18 protein-coding genes are annotated in these 19776 nt (G+C 53.2%); 8 read left to right on the plus strand and 10 right to left on the minus strand.

Annotation, left to right across the window (positions count from 1 at the left end; genetic code table 11):
• Window positions 1-25: 25 nt before the first annotated feature.
• Together LKE53_00345 and LKE53_00350 are read right to left on the minus strand one after the other, a co-directional pair.
• Window positions 26-1390, minus strand: a complete 1365-nt coding sequence (locus tag LKE53_00345) for a citrate transporter (GenBank protein MCH3971214.1) — start codon at window positions 1388-1390, stop codon at window positions 26-28.
• Between the two features lie 263 nt (window positions 1391-1653).
• Window positions 1654-2637 (minus strand): AraC family transcriptional regulator, encoded by a 984-nt coding sequence (locus LKE53_00350; GenBank protein ID MCH3971215.1) that lies wholly within the window; start codon window positions 2635-2637, stop codon window positions 1654-1656.
• Window positions 2638-3026: 389 nt separating this feature from the next.
• On the opposite strand from LKE53_00350, the gene LKE53_00355 reads away from it, so the two are divergent.
• From LKE53_00355 to LKE53_00380, 6 genes are all read left to right on the plus strand, one after another.
• Window positions 3027-4316, plus strand: coding sequence for a Gfo/Idh/MocA family oxidoreductase (locus LKE53_00355; protein ID MCH3971216.1), 1290 nt, complete (start codon window positions 3027-3029; stop codon window positions 4314-4316).
• A gap of 133 nt (window positions 4317-4449) precedes the next feature.
• Window positions 4450-5760 (plus strand): sugar ABC transporter substrate-binding protein, encoded by a 1311-nt coding sequence (locus LKE53_00360; protein MCH3971217.1) that lies wholly within the window; start codon window positions 4450-4452, stop codon window positions 5758-5760.
• A 21-nt stretch (window positions 5761-5781) separates the two neighbouring features.
• On the plus strand, window positions 5782-6708 hold the full coding sequence (locus LKE53_00365) for a sugar ABC transporter permease (GenBank protein ID MCH3971218.1): 927 nt from the start codon (window positions 5782-5784) through the stop codon (window positions 6706-6708).
• A 41-nt stretch (window positions 6709-6749) separates the two neighbouring features.
• Window positions 6750-7574: a carbohydrate ABC transporter permease gene (locus tag LKE53_00370; protein MCH3971219.1), complete on the plus strand. Its 825-nt coding sequence runs from the start codon at window positions 6750-6752 to the stop codon at window positions 7572-7574.
• A gap of 117 nt (window positions 7575-7691) precedes the next feature.
• Window positions 7692-8891, plus strand: a complete 1200-nt coding sequence (gene ilvA, locus LKE53_00375) for a threonine ammonia-lyase (protein MCH3971220.1) — start codon at window positions 7692-7694, stop codon at window positions 8889-8891.
• Between the two features lie 46 nt (window positions 8892-8937).
• Window positions 8938-9312: a RidA family protein gene (locus LKE53_00380; GenBank protein ID MCH3971221.1), complete on the plus strand. Its 375-nt coding sequence runs from the start codon at window positions 8938-8940 to the stop codon at window positions 9310-9312.
• Between the two features lie 69 nt (window positions 9313-9381).
• Here LKE53_00380 and LKE53_00385 read toward each other — a convergent pair whose 3' ends face one another.
• The 8 genes from LKE53_00385 to LKE53_00420 form a co-directional block, all read right to left on the minus strand.
• Window positions 9382-9759, minus strand: coding sequence for a hypothetical protein (locus tag LKE53_00385; protein ID MCH3971222.1), 378 nt, complete (start codon window positions 9757-9759; stop codon window positions 9382-9384).
• A gap of 92 nt (window positions 9760-9851) precedes the next feature.
• Window positions 9852-11000 carry a chorismate mutase gene (locus LKE53_00390; protein MCH3971223.1) on the minus strand — a complete coding sequence of 383 codons (1149 nt, stop codon included), beginning with the start codon at window positions 10998-11000 and terminating at the stop codon, window positions 9852-9854.
• A gap of 9 nt (window positions 11001-11009) precedes the next feature.
• Window positions 11010-12104 (minus strand): chorismate synthase, encoded by a 1095-nt coding sequence (gene aroC, locus LKE53_00395; GenBank protein MCH3971224.1) that lies wholly within the window; start codon window positions 12102-12104, stop codon window positions 11010-11012.
• A complete protein-coding gene (gene aroA / locus LKE53_00400; GenBank protein ID MCH3971225.1) occupies window positions 12088-13353 on the minus strand; it encodes a 3-phosphoshikimate 1-carboxyvinyltransferase in 1266 nt (421 codons plus the stop codon). Before aroA ends, aroC begins: the two co-directional genes overlap by 17 nt.
• Window positions 13350-14405 carry a 3-dehydroquinate synthase gene (gene aroB / locus LKE53_00405; protein MCH3971226.1) on the minus strand — a complete coding sequence of 352 codons (1056 nt, stop codon included), beginning with the start codon at window positions 14403-14405 and terminating at the stop codon, window positions 13350-13352. The genes aroA and aroB overlap by 4 nt, the downstream gene beginning before the upstream one ends.
• Window positions 14402-15232 (minus strand): prephenate dehydrogenase, encoded by an 831-nt coding sequence (locus LKE53_00410; protein MCH3971227.1) that lies wholly within the window; start codon window positions 15230-15232, stop codon window positions 14402-14404. Before LKE53_00410 ends, aroB begins: the two co-directional genes overlap by 4 nt.
• A 27-nt stretch (window positions 15233-15259) precedes the next feature.
• On the minus strand, window positions 15260-16282 hold the full coding sequence (gene aroF, locus LKE53_00415) for a 3-deoxy-7-phosphoheptulonate synthase (GenBank protein MCH3971228.1): 1023 nt from the start codon (window positions 16280-16282) through the stop codon (window positions 15260-15262).
• Window positions 16283-16610: 328 nt separating this feature from the next.
• Window positions 16611-18050 (minus strand): hypothetical protein, encoded by a 1440-nt coding sequence (locus LKE53_00420; protein MCH3971229.1) that lies wholly within the window; start codon window positions 18048-18050, stop codon window positions 16611-16613.
• 186 nt (window positions 18051-18236) lie between these two features.
• Between LKE53_00420 and acpP the strand changes: the two genes are divergently transcribed.
• Both acpP and LKE53_00430 read left to right on the plus strand, forming a co-directional pair.
• Window positions 18237-18464: an acyl carrier protein gene (gene acpP / locus LKE53_00425; protein MCH3971230.1), complete on the plus strand. Its 228-nt coding sequence runs from the start codon at window positions 18237-18239 to the stop codon at window positions 18462-18464.
• Window positions 18465-18689: 225 nt separating this feature from the next.
• Window positions 18690-19775 carry a sodium ion-translocating decarboxylase subunit beta gene (locus LKE53_00430; protein ID MCH3971231.1) on the plus strand — a complete coding sequence of 362 codons (1086 nt, stop codon included), beginning with the start codon at window positions 18690-18692 and terminating at the stop codon, window positions 19773-19775.
• Window position 19776 lies beyond the last annotated feature (1 nt).

Below are 19776 nucleotides of genomic sequence, written 5' to 3' on the forward strand. Positions count from 1 at the left end.
CCTCCCTTTCTGCAGTTTATGCGGATTACAGATAGATCTTAAACAGACACAGCATGGAAGCTCCCACTACCAGCAGGGTTGCGGGAACACAGTATTTGCAGTACTGCCCCCAGCTGATTAAGTGTCCCTCTTTTGCGGCAACGGAGGTGCCCACAACATTGGCAGAGGCGCCTATCGGTGTTGCATTGCCGCCAAGGTCAGTGCCAAGCGAAAGAGTCCACGCAAGGATAGCCAGCGGTACATTTTGTGTGGCTGCTATTGAGCGGATGACTGGGACCATGGTGGCCGCAAACGGGATGTTGTCGATAAAGGCGCTGGCCGATGCGGAAATCCACAGGATAATTGCCAGCATAATCATCATATTGCCATGGCTTGCGGAGCTGATAAAGGAAGCAATCGAGGCAAGCACACCGGTCTTTTCCAGACCGCTCACCGCGACAAACAGACCGATGAAAAACAGCAGGGTCTTGTAATCTAGGTGCGTAAAAATGTATTTGGTATTTTCTTTCCCCGAAGTAAGGAAGGTGCACAAAACAGTCAGCGCCGCGACAATCACGCCGATAAAGGCAACACTCAGGGTTGTTTGTGCGTGCGTAATCAGCAGCACAACAGCTGTGATAAAAATCAGCGTGGCACAGGAAAAGGCTGCTTTGTTGGTAATGGCCCCGGCCGGCTGAGGGTAAGCTGTGGTCTGCGTGCGGTTGTTTTCACTTTGTTTCAGTTCTTTGCGGAAGCAAAGCCAGAAATACAGAAGCGTCAGCAAAAAGCAGATGCCTACAATCACGCCAGTGTTTGAAATAAAATCAGAGAACGTATAGCCTAGGCTCGTGCCGATAATAATATTTGGCGGGTCGCCGCACATGGTGGCTGCGCCGCCTAGGTTTGAGCAGAAAATTTCTGAAATAATCATTGGTACAGGGTTAAATTCCATTACTTTTGCAATCTCTGCAGTAACCGTTGCAAAAAACAGCACAACGGTAATGCTGTCGATAAACATAGAAAGTACAGCGGACATCACCATAAAGCAGATGAGCAGCGGCACGGTATGATAATGTACCTTTTTTGCGACCAGCAGGCAGATCCAGCGGAAAAATCCCGCTTTGCCCAGGCCCTCCACCATAATCATCATGCCGCAGATAAAAATAATGGTAGACCAGTTAATGCCGGAAGTCGCACCGGAAGATTTGCCGTACCAAAAGCCTTTCGTAGCAAGGCACTGCAGGTTCAGTGTTTCTACGACCGCTGTACCGCTGTGCATGCACAGCCCAAAGACTACGGCCAGCACCAGTGCACCGCTTACCAGGGTCACCATGTGCCGCTCGAATTTGTTGAGGATGATCAGCAGGAACATACCTAGAAAAATGATAATTGCGAGAATTTCTGCAACCATGTTGCACCAACACCTCCATTTTCACGAAAGGAAAACATACCCATGTGGCTGCCTTTCTCTTTCGTATATCCCTGCTCATGATAGTGCAAAAAGAATATAAAAGTCAAGCAAATAAAGAATTATTTATGTAAAATATAAGAATTTTTAATAAAATATTTGCCGCAAAAAGGAAAAAGGAAGAACCAAAACAAACAGGCCGCCCCAAAGCGGCCCGGCGGCCTGTACAAAAAAGCGGCAGCCGTTTGGCCGCCGCTTCTGTATTTTTACTTTGGTCCGGTTTCGTTTGCTGCGGTTACAGCGGCTGTCTCTTTTTCCGCTAAGCCGCGGTGACTGAGGGCGTTTGAAATAGAGCTGACAGACTGCGCGTATTCCATGGGGGTCATGCCGGTTTCGCGGCGGAAACACTGCGTAAAATAAGAGGCATTGCTGAAAGACAGGCACTCGGCGATTTCCGAAAAGTTTCGCTTGCCCTCGCGAATCAGCTGCTTTGCTACGCTGATTTTCATACGGTTGAAATACTGCATAATGCCGCAGTTCATGGATTTATGAAACAGCTGCTGCATACAGGAGCGGCTGATGAGCACGGCGGCGGAAATCTGCGGCACCGTCAGCCGCTCAGAAACGTGGCACTTTAGGTACTCGAAAATGCGGTTGAGCTGTTCGCGCTCTTTAGAGGACGACACAGCAGCAGAGGGGGAGGCCCCGGCGGGCAGCAGAGCGGCCTGTACCACTGGCAGGTGGGCCTGCTTGCGGCAAAGCTGAATCAGCAACTCTTCTAAATAAATGCAGATAAGCTGTTCGCTGCCGAACTCTGACTGCGGGGAGCGCTGCACCTGCTCGACAGAGGGCAGATTCAGCGGTGTGGAAAAGGCACTGCGCGCTTCCATAATAATTTTAGAGAGCAGCACCTTTTCTGTATCGTCAATATGAAACAGCCCCCTGCGCAGGCGGTCCATTTCCGGCGAGGTGCAGACAAAGGACGCGACAACCAGGTCGGGGGCGGTGCCCTGTATGGCTTTTAGCGCGTGAAACTCCATCGGTTCATGAAAGATCATGTCGCCTGTCTTTAAAATAACCGTTTTGTCTGCGGCGCGCACTTCGACACAGCCGCGGTCTACATAGAGAAATTCCCAAAAGTTGTGCTCTTCCCCTAAGAAACAAAAATTCTTGGCGTACTCAAAATAATGAATGGTGATGATTTCATTTATTTGAAAGGGCAGCTTCATCTGCGTGGTAAGGTAGGCCATGGGTCCCGCTCCTTTCTGCTGCAAGTGAATTATGCCGGAAAATGCGTTTCACTTTGCTTTTGCTTTTATTATAGGGACAAAACTTTAAAAAAGCAACTTTTTTGCATAATCGTCCGTGCACAGCATCAGCATGATTAGACATATACAACGGAAAGCATCTCGTACAATTTATTTTTTTATCTAAATACTGCAAAAATTGCTAAAAAAAGCAGATGGAAAAGCGACACTCGGACAATTTTAACTGAATCTCGGACAATATTCTATGGAAACACATTCTGCATATCCGTATACTGAATATTGAAGAAAAGATGTCGAAAATGAAATTGCTGCATGCAAAATATTCATTTTTCAGATGCCTTTGGAAAAGACTGAATGGAGGAAAAATGAAAATGGGTAAAAAACTGACTGTCGCTTTTGCGGGACTTGGCAACCGGGGAAAAGATACCTATGCGCCAACCGTAAAACTCTTTTCCGACCGCATGGAGATGGCGGCTATCGCCGATATTGACCCGGCAAAGGTAGAGGATGTCGCCAAAACGTACGGGATCCCCAAAGACCGCTGCTATACAAGCGTCGAGGAAATGCTCGCACAGCCAAAGCTTGCCGATGCCATGTTTATTACAACCCAGGACCGCCAGCATGTCAAGCAGGCGGTTGCTGCACTGAGAAAAGGCTATGACCTGCTGATGGAGAAGCCGATTTCGCCGGTTTTGGATGAGTGCCGCGAGATAGTGCGGGTGGCAAAAGAGACTGGCCGCAAGGTTGTCATCTGCCATGTGCTGCGGTACACACCTTTTTATATGAAACTCAAAGAGATACTGGACGCCGGCACCATTGGCGATGTGGTTTCCATTATGGGCATTGAAAACGTCTGCTACTGGCACCAGTGCCATTCCTTTGTGCGCGGCAACTGGCGCAATTCCGACCAGACCAGCCCCATGATTCTGCAGAAATGCTGTCATGATATGGACCTGTACCTTTGGCTTGCCAACAAAACTTGCAAGAGCGTTTCCTCTTACGGCGATACCTATCTCTTTAAAGAAGAAAATGCGCCGGAGGGCGCCGCCCTGCGCTGCATGGATGGTTGCAAAGCAAAAGAAAACTGCCCCTTTGATGCAGAAAAGATTTACTTGACCAATGAAGATACCGGAATTCTGCATGGTCACGACGGCTGGCCGTGCGAGGTGCTGGCAATGCATCCGACCGAGGAGAAAATCCGCGAGGCAATCCGCACCAGTCCTTACGGCCGCTGTGTTTTCCACTGTGATAACAATGTAGTGGACCATCAAGTGGTTAACTTGGAAATGACCGACGGCACAACCATGAGCTTTACCATGTGCGCATTTACTGCACAGGGCGGCCGCTATGCAAAGTTTATGGGTACAAAAGGTGATATTATCGCCGACCTGGGCAAAAATACCATAGATATCGGCGTGTTTGGCAAAAAACGCGACGTTATCGATGTTTCTAAATTGGCAGAGGACTTTTCCGGCCATGCCGGCGGCGACAACCAGTTGGTGCGCGAGTTCCTTGACATGGAACTCGACGGCAAGGTCGCCTCCAACATCACGTCACTTGAGCGCTCTATGGAAAGCCACTATATTGCCCTTGCGGCAGAGCGTTCCCGCTTGCGCGATGGCGCGGTGGTCACCCTAGAAGAAATGCGCAGTGATACCTAAAAAGCTGTCGGCTGCAGCTTGCAATCGCAGAATGAAAAGAGTTTGTGTGCGGAAATTCGGATGAAAAAGAATAAGCGGCTTAAAATCAGGCTCTTATAAAACAATTCACGCAAAGAGAAAGGAAGCAACGAATATGAAAAAGGCAATCAAATCCGTCATTGCTGTAGCACTTGCTTCGACAATGGCAGCAACAGCGCTGGCCGGCTGCGGCGCGGGCAGTTCCTCCGGTTCCGCAGCCTCTGCAGGCGGCTCCGGCGAAAAAGTTACGCTGAACCTCGGCTATTGGGACAACGAACGCCAGGGCGATACCATGAGAAAACTGGTTGCAGCCTACACCAAAGAAAATCCGAATGTAACCATCAACCTGCAGTACACGCCCTATAAAGGCGGCGAGTATTGGACAAAGCTGGACGCTTCTATGAACGGCGGCACTGCCCCGGATGTTTTCTGGATGAACTGCCTGCACGCAAAGAAGTACGTAAACGGCAATATGCTGGAGCCTCTGGACGATGCGCTGAAAGCGGCCAATATCGATGTCACCAAAGACTTCCCGACTGCCTTGTCTCAGATTTATACCTTTAACAGCAAGGTCTACGCTGTACCGAAAGACTTTGATACCAACGCTGTTTGGTACAACAAAGAAATTTTTGACGCGGCAAAGGTTCCTTACCCGAAAGACGGCTGGACCTGGGAAGATATGGTCGCCACCGCGAAAAAGCTGACAAATTCCTCTAAGGGCATTTACGGCATTGCTTCTCCGCTGGATTTCCAGACCTGCTACTGGAATACGATTTTTGCAAACGGAGGTTCCATTGTCTCCAGCGATTCCAAGTCAACCCTGTACAGTGATGCAAAGACCATGGGCGGCATTCAGCCATGGATTGACCTGATTCTCAAGGACAAGGTTTCCCCAGATATCAATACTTTGACCGATAACTCCGCCGATTCCCTGTTTGAGTCCGGCAAACTGGCCATGTGCTATGGCGCTTCTTATATGATCGCCGAGTATTTGAGCAGCGACACCATCAAGGGAAAAGTCAACCTGGTCAGCCTGCCCACCCTCAACGGCAGCAAGGGCAATGTCATCAACGGCCTGGGTTATGCTGTTTACAGCAAGTCTAAGCAAAAAGAAGCGGCCAAAAAACTCGCTGCATGGCTCGGCTCTGCAGAAGCACAGAAGATTCAGGGCGAAGTCGGCGCTGTTATTTCTGCCCGCAACGATGCACAGCAGTACTTTACCAAGACGCAGCCGTCTCTGAATCTGCAGGTTTATATCGACGCTGTCGCAGACTCGAAGCCGCTGCCGACCCTCACGGTTTCCAGTGAACTGTTTGACAACGAGTCCAAGTACCTGAAGCAGGCATGGGCGGGCACGATGACGCTGAAAGATGCGTGCGCAAAACTGGACGCAGATAACAAGACACTGCTCGAAAAAGAAAAGTAAGATAAAGGAGATGTGCGTCACATGAGCATCCCAAATGGACAGGCGCAGGGCTTGGTCCGACAAAAAAATAAAGCAAAATACCGCGGGTGGCTGTGCGCATATCTGTTTATTGCGCCCCTGATGATTGGTTTGATTGTGTTTTACATCATTCCTTTCATACAAAGTGTTCTTTACAGCTTTACAGATATCGACAGCTTTAATAATGCCACGTTTATCGGTATGGCAAATTACCAGAAGATGTTTACCGACCCGGACATGTGGCGCTCCCTCGGCAATACCCTTTTGTGGGTTGTTATTACAGTGCCAATCGGCATTCTGCTTTCGCTGATTGTCGCCGCGCTGCTAAACACAAACATCAAGGGAAAGTCCGCCTACCGCACACTTTACTTTCTGCCTGTGGTCACCATGCCCGCAGCCATTGCCATGGTGTGGAAGTGGATTTTTAACGGACAGTTTGGTATTCTCAATCAGTTTCTTGCGCTGTTTGGCATACCGGCGCACAACTGGATCACCGACCCAAAGTATGCCTTTTGGATGGTGATGATTGTCGGTATCTGGAGCGCCATGGGCTACAATATGGTTATCCTGCTTGCCGGTATGCAGGGCATTTCCGGTTCATACTATGAAGTGGCCTCGATTGAGGGCGCCAATCCCTTTCAGCAGTTTTTCAAAGTGACTCTTCCTCTTTTGACCCCGACTCTTTTCTTTGTCCTTTTAACTTCTATTATCAGCGGTTTCCAGGTTTTCGATATCATCTACATGATGATCGGAAAGGGCAGCCCGGCATACGAATCCACCCAGACGATTCTGATGCTGTACTACCGCAACGCCTTTGACTACTCGAATAAGGGCTATGCTTCGGCGGTTGCCGTATTCCTGTTCCTGATTATTCTGGTCATTACCGCGGTACAGATGAAGCTGCAGAAAAAGTGGGTAAATTATGACTGAGGCCGCTGGCCCCGGGCAGAGAAAGAAGAGGAAGTGAAAACATGAAACTCAGAAAGAGAGGACGGATCGTAGTCCACATTATTCTGCTGCTTGGTTTGATCATCGTAGTGTTTCCCTTTATCTGGATGCTCCTGACCTCTTTCAAGACACATGCAGAAGCTGTGCAGGTCCCTCCGTGTATTTTCCCAAAGCATTTGAATCTGGAAGGTTACACAAAGATTTTTACTGAACTTCCATTTTTACAAGTCTACTGCAATACCATTATTTCCACAATCGTAACCGTGGTGGCGCAGGTTGTGCTGTGCTCTATGGCGGGTTATGCGTTTGGCCGGCTGGAGTTCCCCGGCAAAAACGTCATCTTCCTGCTGATTCTATCCGTTTTAATGGTTCCCGGGCAGATTTTCTTAGTCCCGCAGTACCTGATTATCATGCACATGGGCCTGCTGGATACCATTGCGGCGCTGTTCCTGCCAAACCTGTTTAGTGCATTTGGTACCTTCCTGCTGCGGCAGTTCTTTATGTCGCTGCCCAAAGAGCTGGAAGAGGCCGCTGTGCTGGACGGCTGCAATCAGTTCCAGACTTTCGGCAAGATTATGCTGCCGCTGGCAAAGCCCGGCATTGTCTCTCTGGTGATTTTCACCGCGAAGTTCGCATGGAACGACTTCATGTGGCCGCTGATTGTCAACACTTCGCTGGATAAGACCATTTTGGGCCCGGCGCTGTCGGCGCTGCAGGGGCAGTACACAAACGACTATACCGGCCAAATGGCGGGCGCGGTTCTGTCGGTTATTCCGATTGTTATTCTGTTCTTCATTTTCCAAAAGCAGTTTATCGAGGGTGTCGCGCAGGCCGGAATCAAGGGCTGAGCTTTTGTTTTCGGCTGCATCGCAGTCGCTTTTGAAAATTTAAATTTTCCGAAAGATATCCGCTTCATGCAGCATGGGGCGGATATCTTTCGGCAAAAAAAAGGGGAGGAAATTTCGTTGTTAACGATTGATGCAATTCGGCAGGCACAGGCCAATATGAAAGACGTTGTGCGCAAAACGGACCTAACGCCTGCTTTTGATCTGGACCCCGAAAATCAGGTGTACCTGAAAGAAGAAAACCTGCAACTGACCGGCTCCTTTAAAATCCGAGGCGCTTTCAATAAAATCTCGATGCTGTCGGATGAGGAAAAGGCGCGCGGCGTGATTGCGTGCTCGGCCGGCAATCACGCACAGGGCGTGGCGCTGGCTGCCACAAAGCGGCAGATTCAGTCGACCATCTGCATTCCGTCCTGTGCTCCGATTTCAAAAATCGAAAAGACCAAACGCTACGGCGGTGAAGTCTGCTTAGTCGACGGCGTGTACGACGATGCCTATGAAAAAGCCTGCGAAATTCAAAAACAGAGCGGTGCGGTTTTTATTCATCCCTTTAATGACGACGACGTGATTGCCGGACAGGGTACTATTGGGCTTGAGATCTTAGAGCAGCTGCCGCAGACCGATGCGGTTGTAGTGCCGGTGGGCGGCGGCGGCCTGATTTCAGGGGTTGCGTTTGCGGTAAAAGAATTGAATCCCGCCTGCAAAGTTTACGGGGTGCAGGCAAGCGGCGCCGCCGGCATGGTACACGCCCTGCAGCACGGCGGACCGCAGGCACTGGACCGGGTCTCTACCTTTGCGGACGGCATTGCAGTGAAGTGCCCGGGCAGCCTGACCTATCAGTACTGTAAAGAATACGTGGACGACATTGTCACTGTGACAGACGACGAAATTGCCACAGCGGTTTTGCAGCTGATCGAGCAGGACAAGGTCATTGCAGAGGGCGCGGGAGCTGCCGCTGTTGCGGCGGTGATGTACCACAAGATTCATACCCGCGGCAAAAATATTGTCTGTGTGGTTTCGGGCGGCAATATCGACGTCACCATTCTTTCCCGTGTCATCAAGCGCGGCCTGCTCAAGCAGGGCCGCATTGGCCGCATTCAGGTCGATATTGTTGACAAGCCCGGCCAGATTATGGACATCTCCACCATCATTGCACAGTTTGGCGGCAACATCCTCAGCATCTACCACGACCGCAACGCTGCAGCCAGTGGGATTGACTATTGCTTCCTTTCGTTCTATATTGAAACAAGGAATATGACACACTACGAGGAAATCTGCGATGCAATTTCCAATGCAGGGTATCATATTGTCTCAAAGTAAGCAAAAAGCTGCTCAAAACCATCGACACGAAAGGAAGGAAACACATATGACAGAAAAAATCTATACCAAAGACGCACCGGCGGCCATCGGCCCCTATTCACAGGCTATTGTCTGCGGCAATACCGTTTATGCCAGCGGACAGATTCCGATTATTCCGGCAACTGGCAAAATCGCCGAGGGCGATATCACCGTACAAAGTGAGCAAGTCATGAAAAATATCGGCAATATTTTAAAGGCAGCCGGTACTGACTTTACAAAAGCAGTAAAAACCACGTGCTTTCTCGCTGATATGGGCGACTTTGCCGCATTTAATGAAGTATACGGCAAATATTTTACAGGCAAGCCGGCACGCTCTTGTGTAGCGGTTAAGAGCCTGCCAAAAAATGTGCTGGTCGAAGTAGAAGTCATCGCGGCAAAATAAACCGCTTTGCTGTGTAAAAGAAGGCGCCCGCTGCAGGTTCTTTGCAGCGGGCGCCTTCTTTATTCTTTTTTAGAATTCCACAGCTTTGTAGGGATACTGCCTGCCGGAAAGGAAATTGATGCCCAGCCCCAGGCATACAGCGACAATCGCAAGCCACACCCCGACATTGGGCAGCAGCTTGCAGCCGTATGCGGCAATCATCGGCGCCTGCATAAAAAGGACGAAAGAAACAAGAGTCAGTGTCTTGCCATGCCGGTAGTTTTCCGGTGAGTCAAAAGATTTTTTCGGAAAGCGCAGGCGCATGATTTGGTCTGCCAGCAGCCCAAAAGTCAGGCACCAAAAACTTGCCAGCAAGCCGCAGCCCTTTGCCAGCAGGTTTACCGGAAAGAAAACCGGAACCGCCGCGCAGAAAAACACAATGGAAACAATCCGCAGCCTTTTCTTCATATAGACCAGCCTCCCTCAGCAACCTGCCGCAGGCCGAAATGCCGCGTCAGCACTTCCGTATATCTTGTTATAAACATAAAAAGAGAGGTTTGTCAAGCCCCGTGGCAGGCAGAAAAGGATTCCTTGCCGCGTATTTCACAGTAGTTGCCTAAGAAATGGAAGCGCGGCAGTTCTTCCTGCAGCGAGCAGAGCAATTCCAGCACCGCCGGGTCGCGCACGTTTCCGGTAAAATCCAAGTAAAAATCGTACTCGAAATCTTTGCCCTCAATCGGCCGCGACTCAATTTTCGTCAGGTTCATGCCAGCTGCGGCAAAGCGGGAAAGCACGGCGTTTAGGCTGCCGGTGACGTGGGCAACGTTGAAGCAGAGGCTGATTTTTTCCGCATGGTCGGGAATGCAGAGCTGCCGGCTGATGACGACAAAGCGCGTGGCGTTGTTGTCAGCGTTTTGAATATCGCGGGCCAGTACTTGCAGGCCGTACTTGCGCGCGGCGCTTTCGCTGCAGACCGCCGCGGTTTTGGGGTCGCCCGCGGCGGCTTCTGCCGCGGCAGAGGTGCTGCTGACCGTCAGAAGCGGCAGGTGCAGTTCCGAGAGCCGCTGCGAGCATTGCCGCAGTGCAATTTCCTTAGACTGAATACAGGAAATACCCGCAAGGCTGCCGCCCTTTGCGGCGAGGCATTGGTGTACCCGAATGGTCTTTGCCGCAATGATATAGAAGCAGTACTGCATCAGCAGGCTGTACACTTCGCTGACACTGCCCGCACTAGAGTTTTCCACGGGAACCACGGCAAGGCCGGCACTGTCTGCTTTGATACATTGAAAGATTTCATCAAAGCGGCTGCAGAATTTTACTTCTGCCTGCGGATACAGCGCCGAAACAACGCTGTGGCTGTACGAGCCCGGCCCGCCCAGGCAGGCGACTGTTTTGGGGCAGGCGGGTGCTTTTGGCGCGGCGGAAATCGCTTTGCGCAACGTTTCGCCGGAGCCGAGCATGCGGTGCTGCAAAGCGCGACTTTCGCTCATAATCGTGCGGTAGACAATGCGCGCGGCACCGCCGTACACGCCGGCTTCTTTTGAAATGCGGTCTAAGATTTCCTCTTCTCGTGCGGCGTTGTACACCGGCGTCTTATCCCGCTGCTTCACCTCTGCCACTTTTTTGGCGCAGTCCATGCGCTTGATGAAAAGGGGCAGCAGCTGACTGTCTATCTGGTCAATTTCGCGGCGAATTTCTTTGAGTTCCATTTTGTACACTCATTCCTTTACACTCTGCTCTAAAATACCGTCAAGATTTATAAGCGCCAGCGCGGCGGCGGCCTCTGCAACCGGCACAGCGCGCGGTACAATGCAGGGGTCATGCCGGCCGTGTATGGTCAACACGGTGTCTTTGTGTGCGGTGAGGTCAACACTCTGCTGTTCGCGTGCAATAGAGGGCGTGGGCTTAAACGCTGCGCGGAATACAATCGGCATGCCGGTAGTGATGCCGCCCAAAATACCGCCTGCGTTGTTTGTGCGCGTTTTTACGGTGCCGTCCGGGGCATAATAGTAGGGATCATTGTTTTCGCTGCCGCGCAGCTTTGCCGCACCGAAACCTGCGCCGAACTCCACGCCTTTGCAGGCAGGAATACCGAAGAGTATGGAGGAAAACAGGCTCTCAATGCCGCCAAACATGCCCTCGCCGCCAAGACCTGCGGGCACCCCGAGGCAGGCGCACTCTACCACGCCGCCAATGCTGTCCTGCTTTTGCCGGGCTGCCTCAATTTCGCGGTACATAGCTTCTTTTTTAGCGTCGCTGAGGACCGGAAAATAAGCAGCATGAAGCGTTTCCAGTACAAAAGGGGAAATATCGGAAAGCGGAGCGTCGCTGACATTGCCGACCGAGAGCGCGTGGGCGCCAACCAAAATACCGCGCCGGGCAAGGATTTGGCTGCACACGGCGCCGGCAAATACCAGCGGGGCGGTCAACCGGCCGGAAAAATGCCCGCCGCCATGGATATCGTTGTGCCCTTTGTATTTTACCCATGCCGGGTAGTCCGCGTGCCCGGGCCGCGGCACCGCGAGCAGATTACCGTAGTCGCCAGAGCGGGTGTTGGTGTTTTCAATAACGGCACACAGCGGCGCGCCGGTGGTGACGCCATTTAAAAGACCGGAAAGGACATGCGGCGTGTCGGCTTCTCTGCGGGGGGTGCTTGCTTTGTCACGTCCCGGCGCGCGGCGGGCCATCTGCTGCTGTACCTGTGCGGGGTCAATGGTTTCCCCGGCGGGCAGTCCCTCCAGCACACAGCCGATAGCAGGGCCATGGCTTTCCCCAAAAATGCTGATTTTGATGCGGTTACCCCACGATGACATCTGCATTTCCTCCTAATGACTGATAAACTGAAAAGAATTCCGGCCAGCTTTTCTGTACTGCCTGCGCGTCCGTCACGGTGACAGATCCCTCTGCGCGCAGCGCGGCAATGGCGGCAGCCATTACGATGCGGTGGTCGCTGCAGCCGGAAACCGTGCCGCCGGAAACCGTGCCGCCCCACAGGGTCAGGCTGTCGGCCGTCTGCTCGGCGCGTACCCCCAGCGCTTTGGCCATCTGCGCCATGGCGGCGAGGCGGTCGCTTTCTTTCAGGCGTAGGCGGGCGGCGTTGTACAGGCGTGTACGTCCTTGTGCGAAAAAGCCCATGACGGCTAAAATCGGCGCAAGGTCGGGTATTTGGCCGACATCTATTTCCGCTCCCGCAAGCGGACCGGGCTGTGCAGTTAAAATGCCACCCTGCCAAACAAGCTTTGCGCCAAAGAGCCGGAGCAGCGGCTCGATTGCGCGGTCGCCCTGTGCGGACTGCGGGTTTAGGCCGGAAAGCAACACAGAACCGCCCAATGCGCCGGCCGCCAGCAAAAAGGCGGCCTGGCTCCAGTCGCGCTCGACCGAAAGCTGCCGGGCGCGGTACTGCTGCCCGCCGGGCACGCGCCAGCCATTCTCCTGTGGGATAACCGCAATACCGAATTGTTTCAGCATGTCACAGGTCATCTGTACGTACGCGGCGCTCTGCAGCGGCGAGGTCAGCCGAATTTCACTTTCGCCGGAAAGCAGTGGCAGCGCAAATAAAAGGCCGGTGATAAATTGACTGGAAACATCGCCCGGCAGGGAATAGACCCCGGGCAGAAGCCTGCCAGAAACGGTAAGGGGCAGGCCGCCTGTGCTTTTGCAGGAAAGGCCGTGCTGTGGCAGCAGGTCAAGGTAGATGCCCAGCGGGCGCTGCGGCAGCCGCCCGCAGCCCGTAAACACAGCGGAAATGCCCAGCGCCCCCACAATGGGAATCAGAAAGCGCAGGGTAGAACCGCTTTCAATACAAGAAAGCGTAACAGCCCCTTTTGGCGAGCAAAGGGGGCCGCTTACGGTTAAAATTTCGCCGTCCTGCTTTACTTTTGCCCCCAGAGCTTTGATGCAGCCGATGGTTGCCTGCATATCGGCGCTGCTGCCAATAGGGGAGAGAATGCTTTTACCCTGTGCGAGCGCGGCGCAGAGAATGGCACGGTGGGCGGCGCTTTTGCTCGGCGGCGGTGCGGCCGTACCTGAAAGTACAGCAGGGGAGAGTACGGCGCGGCTCACGACAAATCCTCACAGCGTGCTGCAAATTCTGTACGCGGAAGTTCCTTTACAAAGCAGCTGCCGATTTCCCGCAGCAGCACAATTTTCAGGCCGCTGCCGCTGCTCTTTTTGTCGTGCGCGGTGGCTGGCAGCAGTTCTTCTATTGTTTCAGTACAGGAAACAGGCAGACCGTATTTTTGCAGCAGGGCGGCAATCCTTTTGGTGGTGCCGGGTTTGGTAATGCCTGCTTTTTCGCTTATACGGGTCATCAATACCATGCCAACGCCCACTGCCGCACCGTGAGAAAGGCCGTGGTAATTCTGCAGCATTTCTAGTGCGTGGCCAAAAGTGTGCCCAAAGTTTAAAATAGCCCGTTCGCCTGTGTCGCGCTCATCGTTTTCCACTACCTGCCGCTTAATATCGACACAGGTGTAAATAACAGAAGCAATCTGGCTGTGGCAGTCGGCCTCTTCCAGGCGCGCAAACAGCGCGCGGTCGCGGATGCAGCCATACTTAATCACTTCCCCCATGCCATCGGCAAAGAAAGCGGGGGGCAGGGTAGTGAGTGACTGCGGGTCTATAAGGACCAGCGCGGGCTGATGAAAAGCGCCGACCAGGTTCTTGCCCACAGGCAGGTCAACGCCGGTCTTGCCGCCGACAGAGGAATCCACCTGTGCCAAAAGACTGGTGGGAATCTGGATAAACGGAATGCCGCGCAGCCAAGTCGCCGCGGCAAAGCCGGTCATGTCGCCGCAGACCCCGCCGCCCAGTGCTACAGCAAAATCTGTGCGGGTAAGGTCCGCACCGGAAAAAGCTTTGTAAAAATCGGAAATCGTAGAAAGATTTTTGCTTTGCTCACCGGCGGGAAAAACCGTAAGCGAAACCTGAAAGCCCGCTTTTTCGAGGGAAGCCTGTACTGCGGCGGCGTACAGCGGGGCAGTGTTGGTGTCGGCAATTACCGCCGCACGCTCCGCTTTTGGCAGCAGCGCCTTGGCGCGTGGGCCTATCTCGGTCATACAGCCGTTTTCTATGATGATTTCGTAAGAAGGAATTGTGTGTACGGTCAAATTCATTCTCCCAGCTCCTCTTTTACAAGCCGGCCGCGCCGCAGCAGCGCCTCCAGCCTTTTTTGGTCGCCGCCGGCGACAGCGTCGCGGATATCGGACAGGTTTTTGATTAGGGTATTCAGTTCTTCGTTCAGGGCGGTTTGGTTGTCGAGAAACAGCTCAGACCACATGACCTCATTGATATTGGCGACCCGCGAAACATCGCGGTAGCTGCCGGCGGAAAAGCCCCGGTGCTCAAGGCAGCGCGGGCTCATCACATAGGCGCAGGCCAAGGCGTGCGGCACCTGGCTGGTGAAGGCAATCAGCTGGTCGTGGTGTTCTGGCGTAGTAGAGACACAGCGGCCGAAACCCAGCCGGAAAGCGGTCTGCCGCAAAAGTTCACAGGCCCACTCTGGCGCGCCGCAGGGCACCAGGATATAACTTGCCCCGCGGAAAAGGTCTTTGCTGGAAGCGGAAAAGCCGTGCTTTTCCGTGCCCGCCATGGGGTGAGCACCACAGTAGGGAAAGCCGCCCTTTTCTGCTAAGGCGCGCAGACCTTTGCAGACCTTTGTCTTTATGCCGCAGACATCGGTTAAAACCGTGTGCTTGCCAAAAGCGGAAAGATGCGCCGCAGTAAAGTCGAGGTCTGCCTGCGGATACAGGCAGAGGTACACAATGTCGGCTTCCTGCAGGTCCTGCTCATCGCCCTCTTTTGTGACGGCACCGCAGGCGAGGGCGGACTCTATGGCGGCGGGGTCCGAGTCAATGCCGGCTACATGGCAGTCCGTGTATGCCGAAAAAGCTTTGGCGAGGCTGCCGCCTATTAGCCCCAGCCCCACAATGACAATTTTCATGAAAAGCCAGCTCCTTCCCGTGAAACTTTACAGGGTCTTGCCAAACAGCGGCGCTACCTGCTTAAGCCGTGCGGCAACATGGTCAAATTGGTCGGGCGTTAAGGACTGAGCACCATCGGAAAGGGCCTTTTTCGGGTTGTTGTGCACTTCGATAATCAGGCCGTCCGCGCCGGCGGCGACTGCAGCCATTGCCAGCGGCTCTACCAGCCAGGAAATGCCGCCCGCATGGCTTGGGTCGACAACTACCGGCAGATGCGACAGCTTTTTGAGAATCGGCACCGCCGAAATATCCAGCGTGTTGCGGGTGTAGGTTTCATAGGTGCGAATGCCCCGCTCACACAGAATGACGTTGTCATTGCCGCCGGCCATAATGTATTCGGCAGCCATCAGCAGTTCTTCAATGGTAGCGGAAAGGCCGCGCTTGAGCAGAATCGGCGTTTTGATATGGCCCAGCTCGCGCAGCAGGTCAAAGTTCTGCATATTGCGTGCGCCTACCTGAATGATGTCCACGCCTTCTTTTAAGAAAAGGTCAATCTGCCGTACGCTCATCAGTTCGGTGACAATGGGCATGCCGGTTTCTTTTTTCGCGTAGTTCAAAAGTTCCAGCCCCTGCTCCTTGAGGCCCTGAAAGGCATAGGGGCTTGTGCGTGGCTTGTAGGCGCCGCCGCGCAGAAACTGTGCGCCGGCCTTTTTGACACGGCGGGCAATTTCGGTAATCTGCTCTTTTGACTCTACACTGCAGGGGCCGGCCATCAGTGCCAGTTGCCCACCGCCCACGGAAAGGCCGTTTGGCAGGGTGACTACGGTATTACTCGGGTGAAACTTTCGATTTGCCTTTTTGTAAGGCTCCTGTACGCGCTTGACGGAATCGACAATTTCGTTTGCGCCGATGTTGTCAATATCAATGGCGGCGGTGTCGCCGATAAGGCCCAGTACTGTGCTCTGTGCGCCGACCCAGGTGTTTACAGAGACACCGTAGGTGTCTTCCAGTTCGTTGATGAATTCGGTGCGCTGGTTTTCTGTACAGCCCGGTTTTAAAACGATAATCATTTGTTATTCCTCCTGAAAGTCATTTGCAGCAGCCTACGGAATCATAAAAAAAAGACGGAGCTGCTGCCAACTCCGTCTGAAGCTTATACAAACCAAATCTAAAAAACAGTCTGCACCTTTATAGGGAAAGCTTCTGCCAGAAATTTGCACACAGCAAAGCGGCCCGGGCAAAAAAATGACCGGGATAAAAGCTGCTAAATCGATGTGTGCAGGAAATCAGCATAGGGGAAGCTCCTTTGTGCAGAATTGCCCGAAACCGGGCTTTTTCTAACTATAATACACAGAATGCGGGTTTGTCAATATATTTTAGCAATTTAAAGCGAAAGATTTATGGATTGGAGAGCAGCGCAAAAATCTGCTCTGACACTGTACGGCTGTCTTCCGCGTGCACGGTAAAGTCGGCCGCCGCCTGGTAAAGGGGCATGCGCTGGTCGTAAAGTGCCCGCATCACCTCGGCACGGTTGGGCTTTTCCAGCATGGGGCGGGAATGGTCACCCGACAGACGGTGCTGCAGCACTGCATAGGGCGGCCGCAGCAGCACAATCAGGCAGGTCTCGCGCAGAATCTCAGCATTCAGCGGATTTGCCAGCATACCGCCGCCGGTGGCGATGACCAGGCCGGCTTTCCGCGAAAGGGTGCGGCAGGCCTCGGTTTCGCGGGCGCGAAACCAATTTTCGCCATAGCGGGCAAAAAGCGCCGGCACCGGCATGCCCTCCTGTTCTTCAATGTAGCGGTCAGTATCGACAAAGGTGCGGCCCATGCGCTTGGCAAGCAGATGCCCGGCTGTGCTTTTGCCGCTGCCCATAAACCCGCACAGCACGACATTGCCAAACTGCTGCCGCATGGCCTGCTGTGCCTCGGTGATAATCGGCGAAACGTCTTTGCTTTGGAAATGGCACCCGAGCCAGATTTCCTCTGCTGCTGCTGCCTGCCATACCAGCATGCCCATGCCGCTCACCGCAGGAATACCCAGTTCTTCTGCATACTTTATCAGCATCGGGACACCCGGATTGTACACCGCATCAAATACGGCGCCTGCCCGTGCGGCAGTTTCCTTTTCGACCGGGCTTACGGCAAGATTGGGATACATGCCGGCACTGGTGGCGTTTACTAGAAGGGCATACCGCTGCTTTCCCTGCCGCAGCGAATTTTCATCTGTAATTTGTATGCCCTGCGGGCAGCGTACAGAAAATGCCGAAAGGGCGGCCTGCGGGAAGCCCTTTAAAAAAGCCGCTTCACGCGCGGCACGGCGCGCTTGTTTCTGCTGAAGCTGTGCGGCGGTGTCCGCTGCAGCGGGTGTTTCCTCTGCATGGCGGCGCATCAAGACCGTAAGGCCCGTGACTTTTGGTGCACGCAGAATTTCGTTTGCCATAACGCGGGCAACGCCGCCGCAGCCCAAAAGCAGCACCTGCCCCGCGAGCGGAATCCCCGCTGCGGCGAGTGCACGGGTAAAGCCGATGCCGTCCGTTGTGTAGCCGGTGGTTTCCCTGCCGCAGACTTTTACGGTATTCACGCTGCCGAAAGCGGCCGCGTCACCGCCCACTTTGGTCAGCAGGGGAAGAACAGCCTGTTTGTGTGGAATGGTGACATTAAAGCCGTCTAGTTTGCAGAGCGTGTCGGCAAAGCGTGCCGAAAGCTCTGCTGGCGGAATATCCAGTTTGGTGTAGCTGCCGGCAGCGCCGGCAAGCTCCAGCAGGCGGCTGTGAATAAACGGCGACATGGTGTGGCCGATAGGGTGGCCGATGACGGCGAATTTTTTTTGCTGCATACAGGTTTCCTCCCAGACTAAAAATTGCCATGGTTAAGCAGAAAAATTTGCGAAAGATATTGACAAAGAGGCGCTTTGCTAATAGTATGATGGATAGAATAAATCCAGGGACTGCTGCCCGGTGCAATTATTATACCGTTGCCCGGCCGGTTTTGTCCATAACGGAAAGCAAGAGGAGGGAAACCAATGGTACTGGAAAAGGTCAAGCATATCCTTGCTGAGCAGTTTGATGTAGAGGAAGACGAAATCACCGCAGAAACAAGCATCGCCGATGATTTGGGAGCCGATTCGCTGGATGTTGTGGATTTGCTCATGTCGCTTGAAGACGAGTTTGAGGTCGAGATTCCGGATGAAGAAATCGAAAACCTGAAAACAGTCGGTGACGTGGTCAATTATATTGAAGAAAACATGTAAAATGCCAGATTATGTGCCGCTGCCTTGCGTCTAGGGGCAGGCGGCCTTTTTTTGTCCTGCGGTGCGGCGGCGTTTTGGTTGCAATTCCGGCAGGATTTATCTATAATAGGTTTATTCTACTTTTGGCAGAAGCGGCCCTTCGGCGGGCCGGGAAAAAGAGAAGGAGCAGATAAATTGGGCGATTTTGGATTTCTAATAAACGGCATGGCAAACCTGAATTGGAAGATGCTGGTCATGTGGGCGATTGGCGGGCTGCTGATCTGGCTTGCGGTCAAGAAGGACTTTGAGCCCTCTCTGCTGCTGCCCATGGGTTTCGGCGCCATTTTGGTAAACCTGCCTTTCAGCGGTGTTTTGGGCAGCAACGGCATTATTCAGTGGCTGTTTCATGTGGGCATAGAGGCAAGTGAGGCCATGCCGCTGCTTTTGTTTGTGGGTATTGGCGCAATGATCGACTTTGGCCCGCTGCTGAGCAATCCGCGCATGTTCCTGTTTGGCGGCGCCGCGCAGGTGGGTATTTTCCTGACAGCGGTGCTGGCAGTGCTGCTGGGCTTTCCGCTCAACGACGCGCTGAGCTCCGGCATTATTGCCGCAGCAGACGGCCCAACCTCCATTCTGGTTAGTCAGCAGCTGAATTCTCACTACAAGGGCGCCATTGCGGTGGCAGCCTACAGCTATATGGCGCTGGTGCCTATCATTCAGCCGGCGGCGATTAAGCTGGTGACAACGAAAAAAGAGCGCATGATCCGCATGCCGTACCGGCCCTCTGCTGTATCAAAGACTACACGAATTCTGTTCCCGATTATTGTGACAGTAATTGCCGGCCTAATTGCGCCGGAAAGCGTGGCACTGGTGGGCTTCTTGATGTTTGGCAATCTGCTGAGGGAGTGCGGCAAGCTCGACAGCCTGAAAGAAACTGCAGCCGGGCCGCTGGCAAATCTGATTACTATCTTTTTAGGTATTACGGTTGCTTTTCAAATGCGTGCAGAGGAGTTTTTAAGCTGGGGTACGCTGATTATCATGGGGCTTGGCCTTTTCGGCTTTTTCTTTGATACAGTCGGCGGTGTCCTGTTTGCAAAGCTTTTGAATGTCTTCTTGCCCAAAGAGAAAAAGATGAATCCCATGGTCGGCGCGGCGGGTATTTCCGCGTTTCCGATGAGCGCGCGCGTTATCCAGAAAATGGCGCTGAAAGAGGACAACCAAAATCATATCCTAATGCACGCGGTCGGCGCCAATGTAGCGGGCCAGATAGGCTCGGTCGTGGCGGGCGGCATTATTTTGAACCTTGCGCATACCATGCTGGGGGTGTTGTAAT

Source organism: Oscillospiraceae bacterium (assembly GCA_022483045.1).
Classification (GTDB): Bacteria; Bacillota; Clostridia; order Oscillospirales; family Acutalibacteraceae; genus Caproicibacterium.

Bases quoted from the DNA above. Each gene is read 5' to 3' on its own strand.
- acpP (MCH3971230.1), top strand. From the start codon at position 18,237: ATGGTACTGGAAAAGGTCAAGCATATCCTTGCTGAGCAGTTTGATGTA.
- LKE53_00345 (MCH3971214.1), bottom strand. From the start codon at position 1,390: ATGGTTGCAGAAATTCTCGCAATTATCATTTTTCTAGGTATGTTCCTG.
- aroF (MCH3971228.1), bottom strand. From the start codon at position 16,282: ATGATTATCGTTTTAAAACCGGGCTGTACAGAAAACCAGCGCACCGAA.
- aroC (MCH3971224.1), bottom strand. From the start codon at position 12,104: ATGTCATCGTGGGGTAACCGCATCAAAATCAGCATTTTTGGGGAAAGC.
- LKE53_00410 (MCH3971227.1), bottom strand. From the start codon at position 15,232: ATGAAAATTGTCATTGTGGGGCTGGGGCTAATAGGCGGCAGCCTCGCC.
- LKE53_00350 (MCH3971215.1), bottom strand. From the start codon at position 2,637: ATGGCCTACCTTACCACGCAGATGAAGCTGCCCTTTCAAATAAATGAA.
- LKE53_00430 (MCH3971231.1), top strand. From the start codon at position 18,690: ATGCTGGTCATGTGGGCGATTGGCGGGCTGCTGATCTGGCTTGCGGTC.
- LKE53_00380 (MCH3971221.1), top strand. From the start codon at position 8,938: ATGACAGAAAAAATCTATACCAAAGACGCACCGGCGGCCATCGGCCCC.
- LKE53_00365 (MCH3971218.1), top strand. From the start codon at position 5,782: ATGAGCATCCCAAATGGACAGGCGCAGGGCTTGGTCCGACAAAAAAAT.
- LKE53_00420 (MCH3971229.1), bottom strand. From the start codon at position 18,050: ATGCAGCAAAAAAAATTCGCCGTCATCGGCCACCCTATCGGCCACACC.
- LKE53_00385 (MCH3971222.1), bottom strand. From the start codon at position 9,759: ATGAAGAAAAGGCTGCGGATTGTTTCCATTGTGTTTTTCTGCGCGGCG.
- aroB (MCH3971226.1), bottom strand. From the start codon at position 14,405: ATGAATTTGACCGTACACACAATTCCTTCTTACGAAATCATCATAGAA.
- LKE53_00390 (MCH3971223.1), bottom strand. From the start codon at position 11,000: ATGGAACTCAAAGAAATTCGCCGCGAAATTGACCAGATAGACAGTCAG.
- LKE53_00370 (MCH3971219.1), top strand. From the start codon at position 6,750: ATGAAACTCAGAAAGAGAGGACGGATCGTAGTCCACATTATTCTGCTG.
- LKE53_00360 (MCH3971217.1), top strand. From the start codon at position 4,450: ATGAAAAAGGCAATCAAATCCGTCATTGCTGTAGCACTTGCTTCGACA.
- LKE53_00355 (MCH3971216.1), top strand. From the start codon at position 3,027: ATGGGTAAAAAACTGACTGTCGCTTTTGCGGGACTTGGCAACCGGGGA.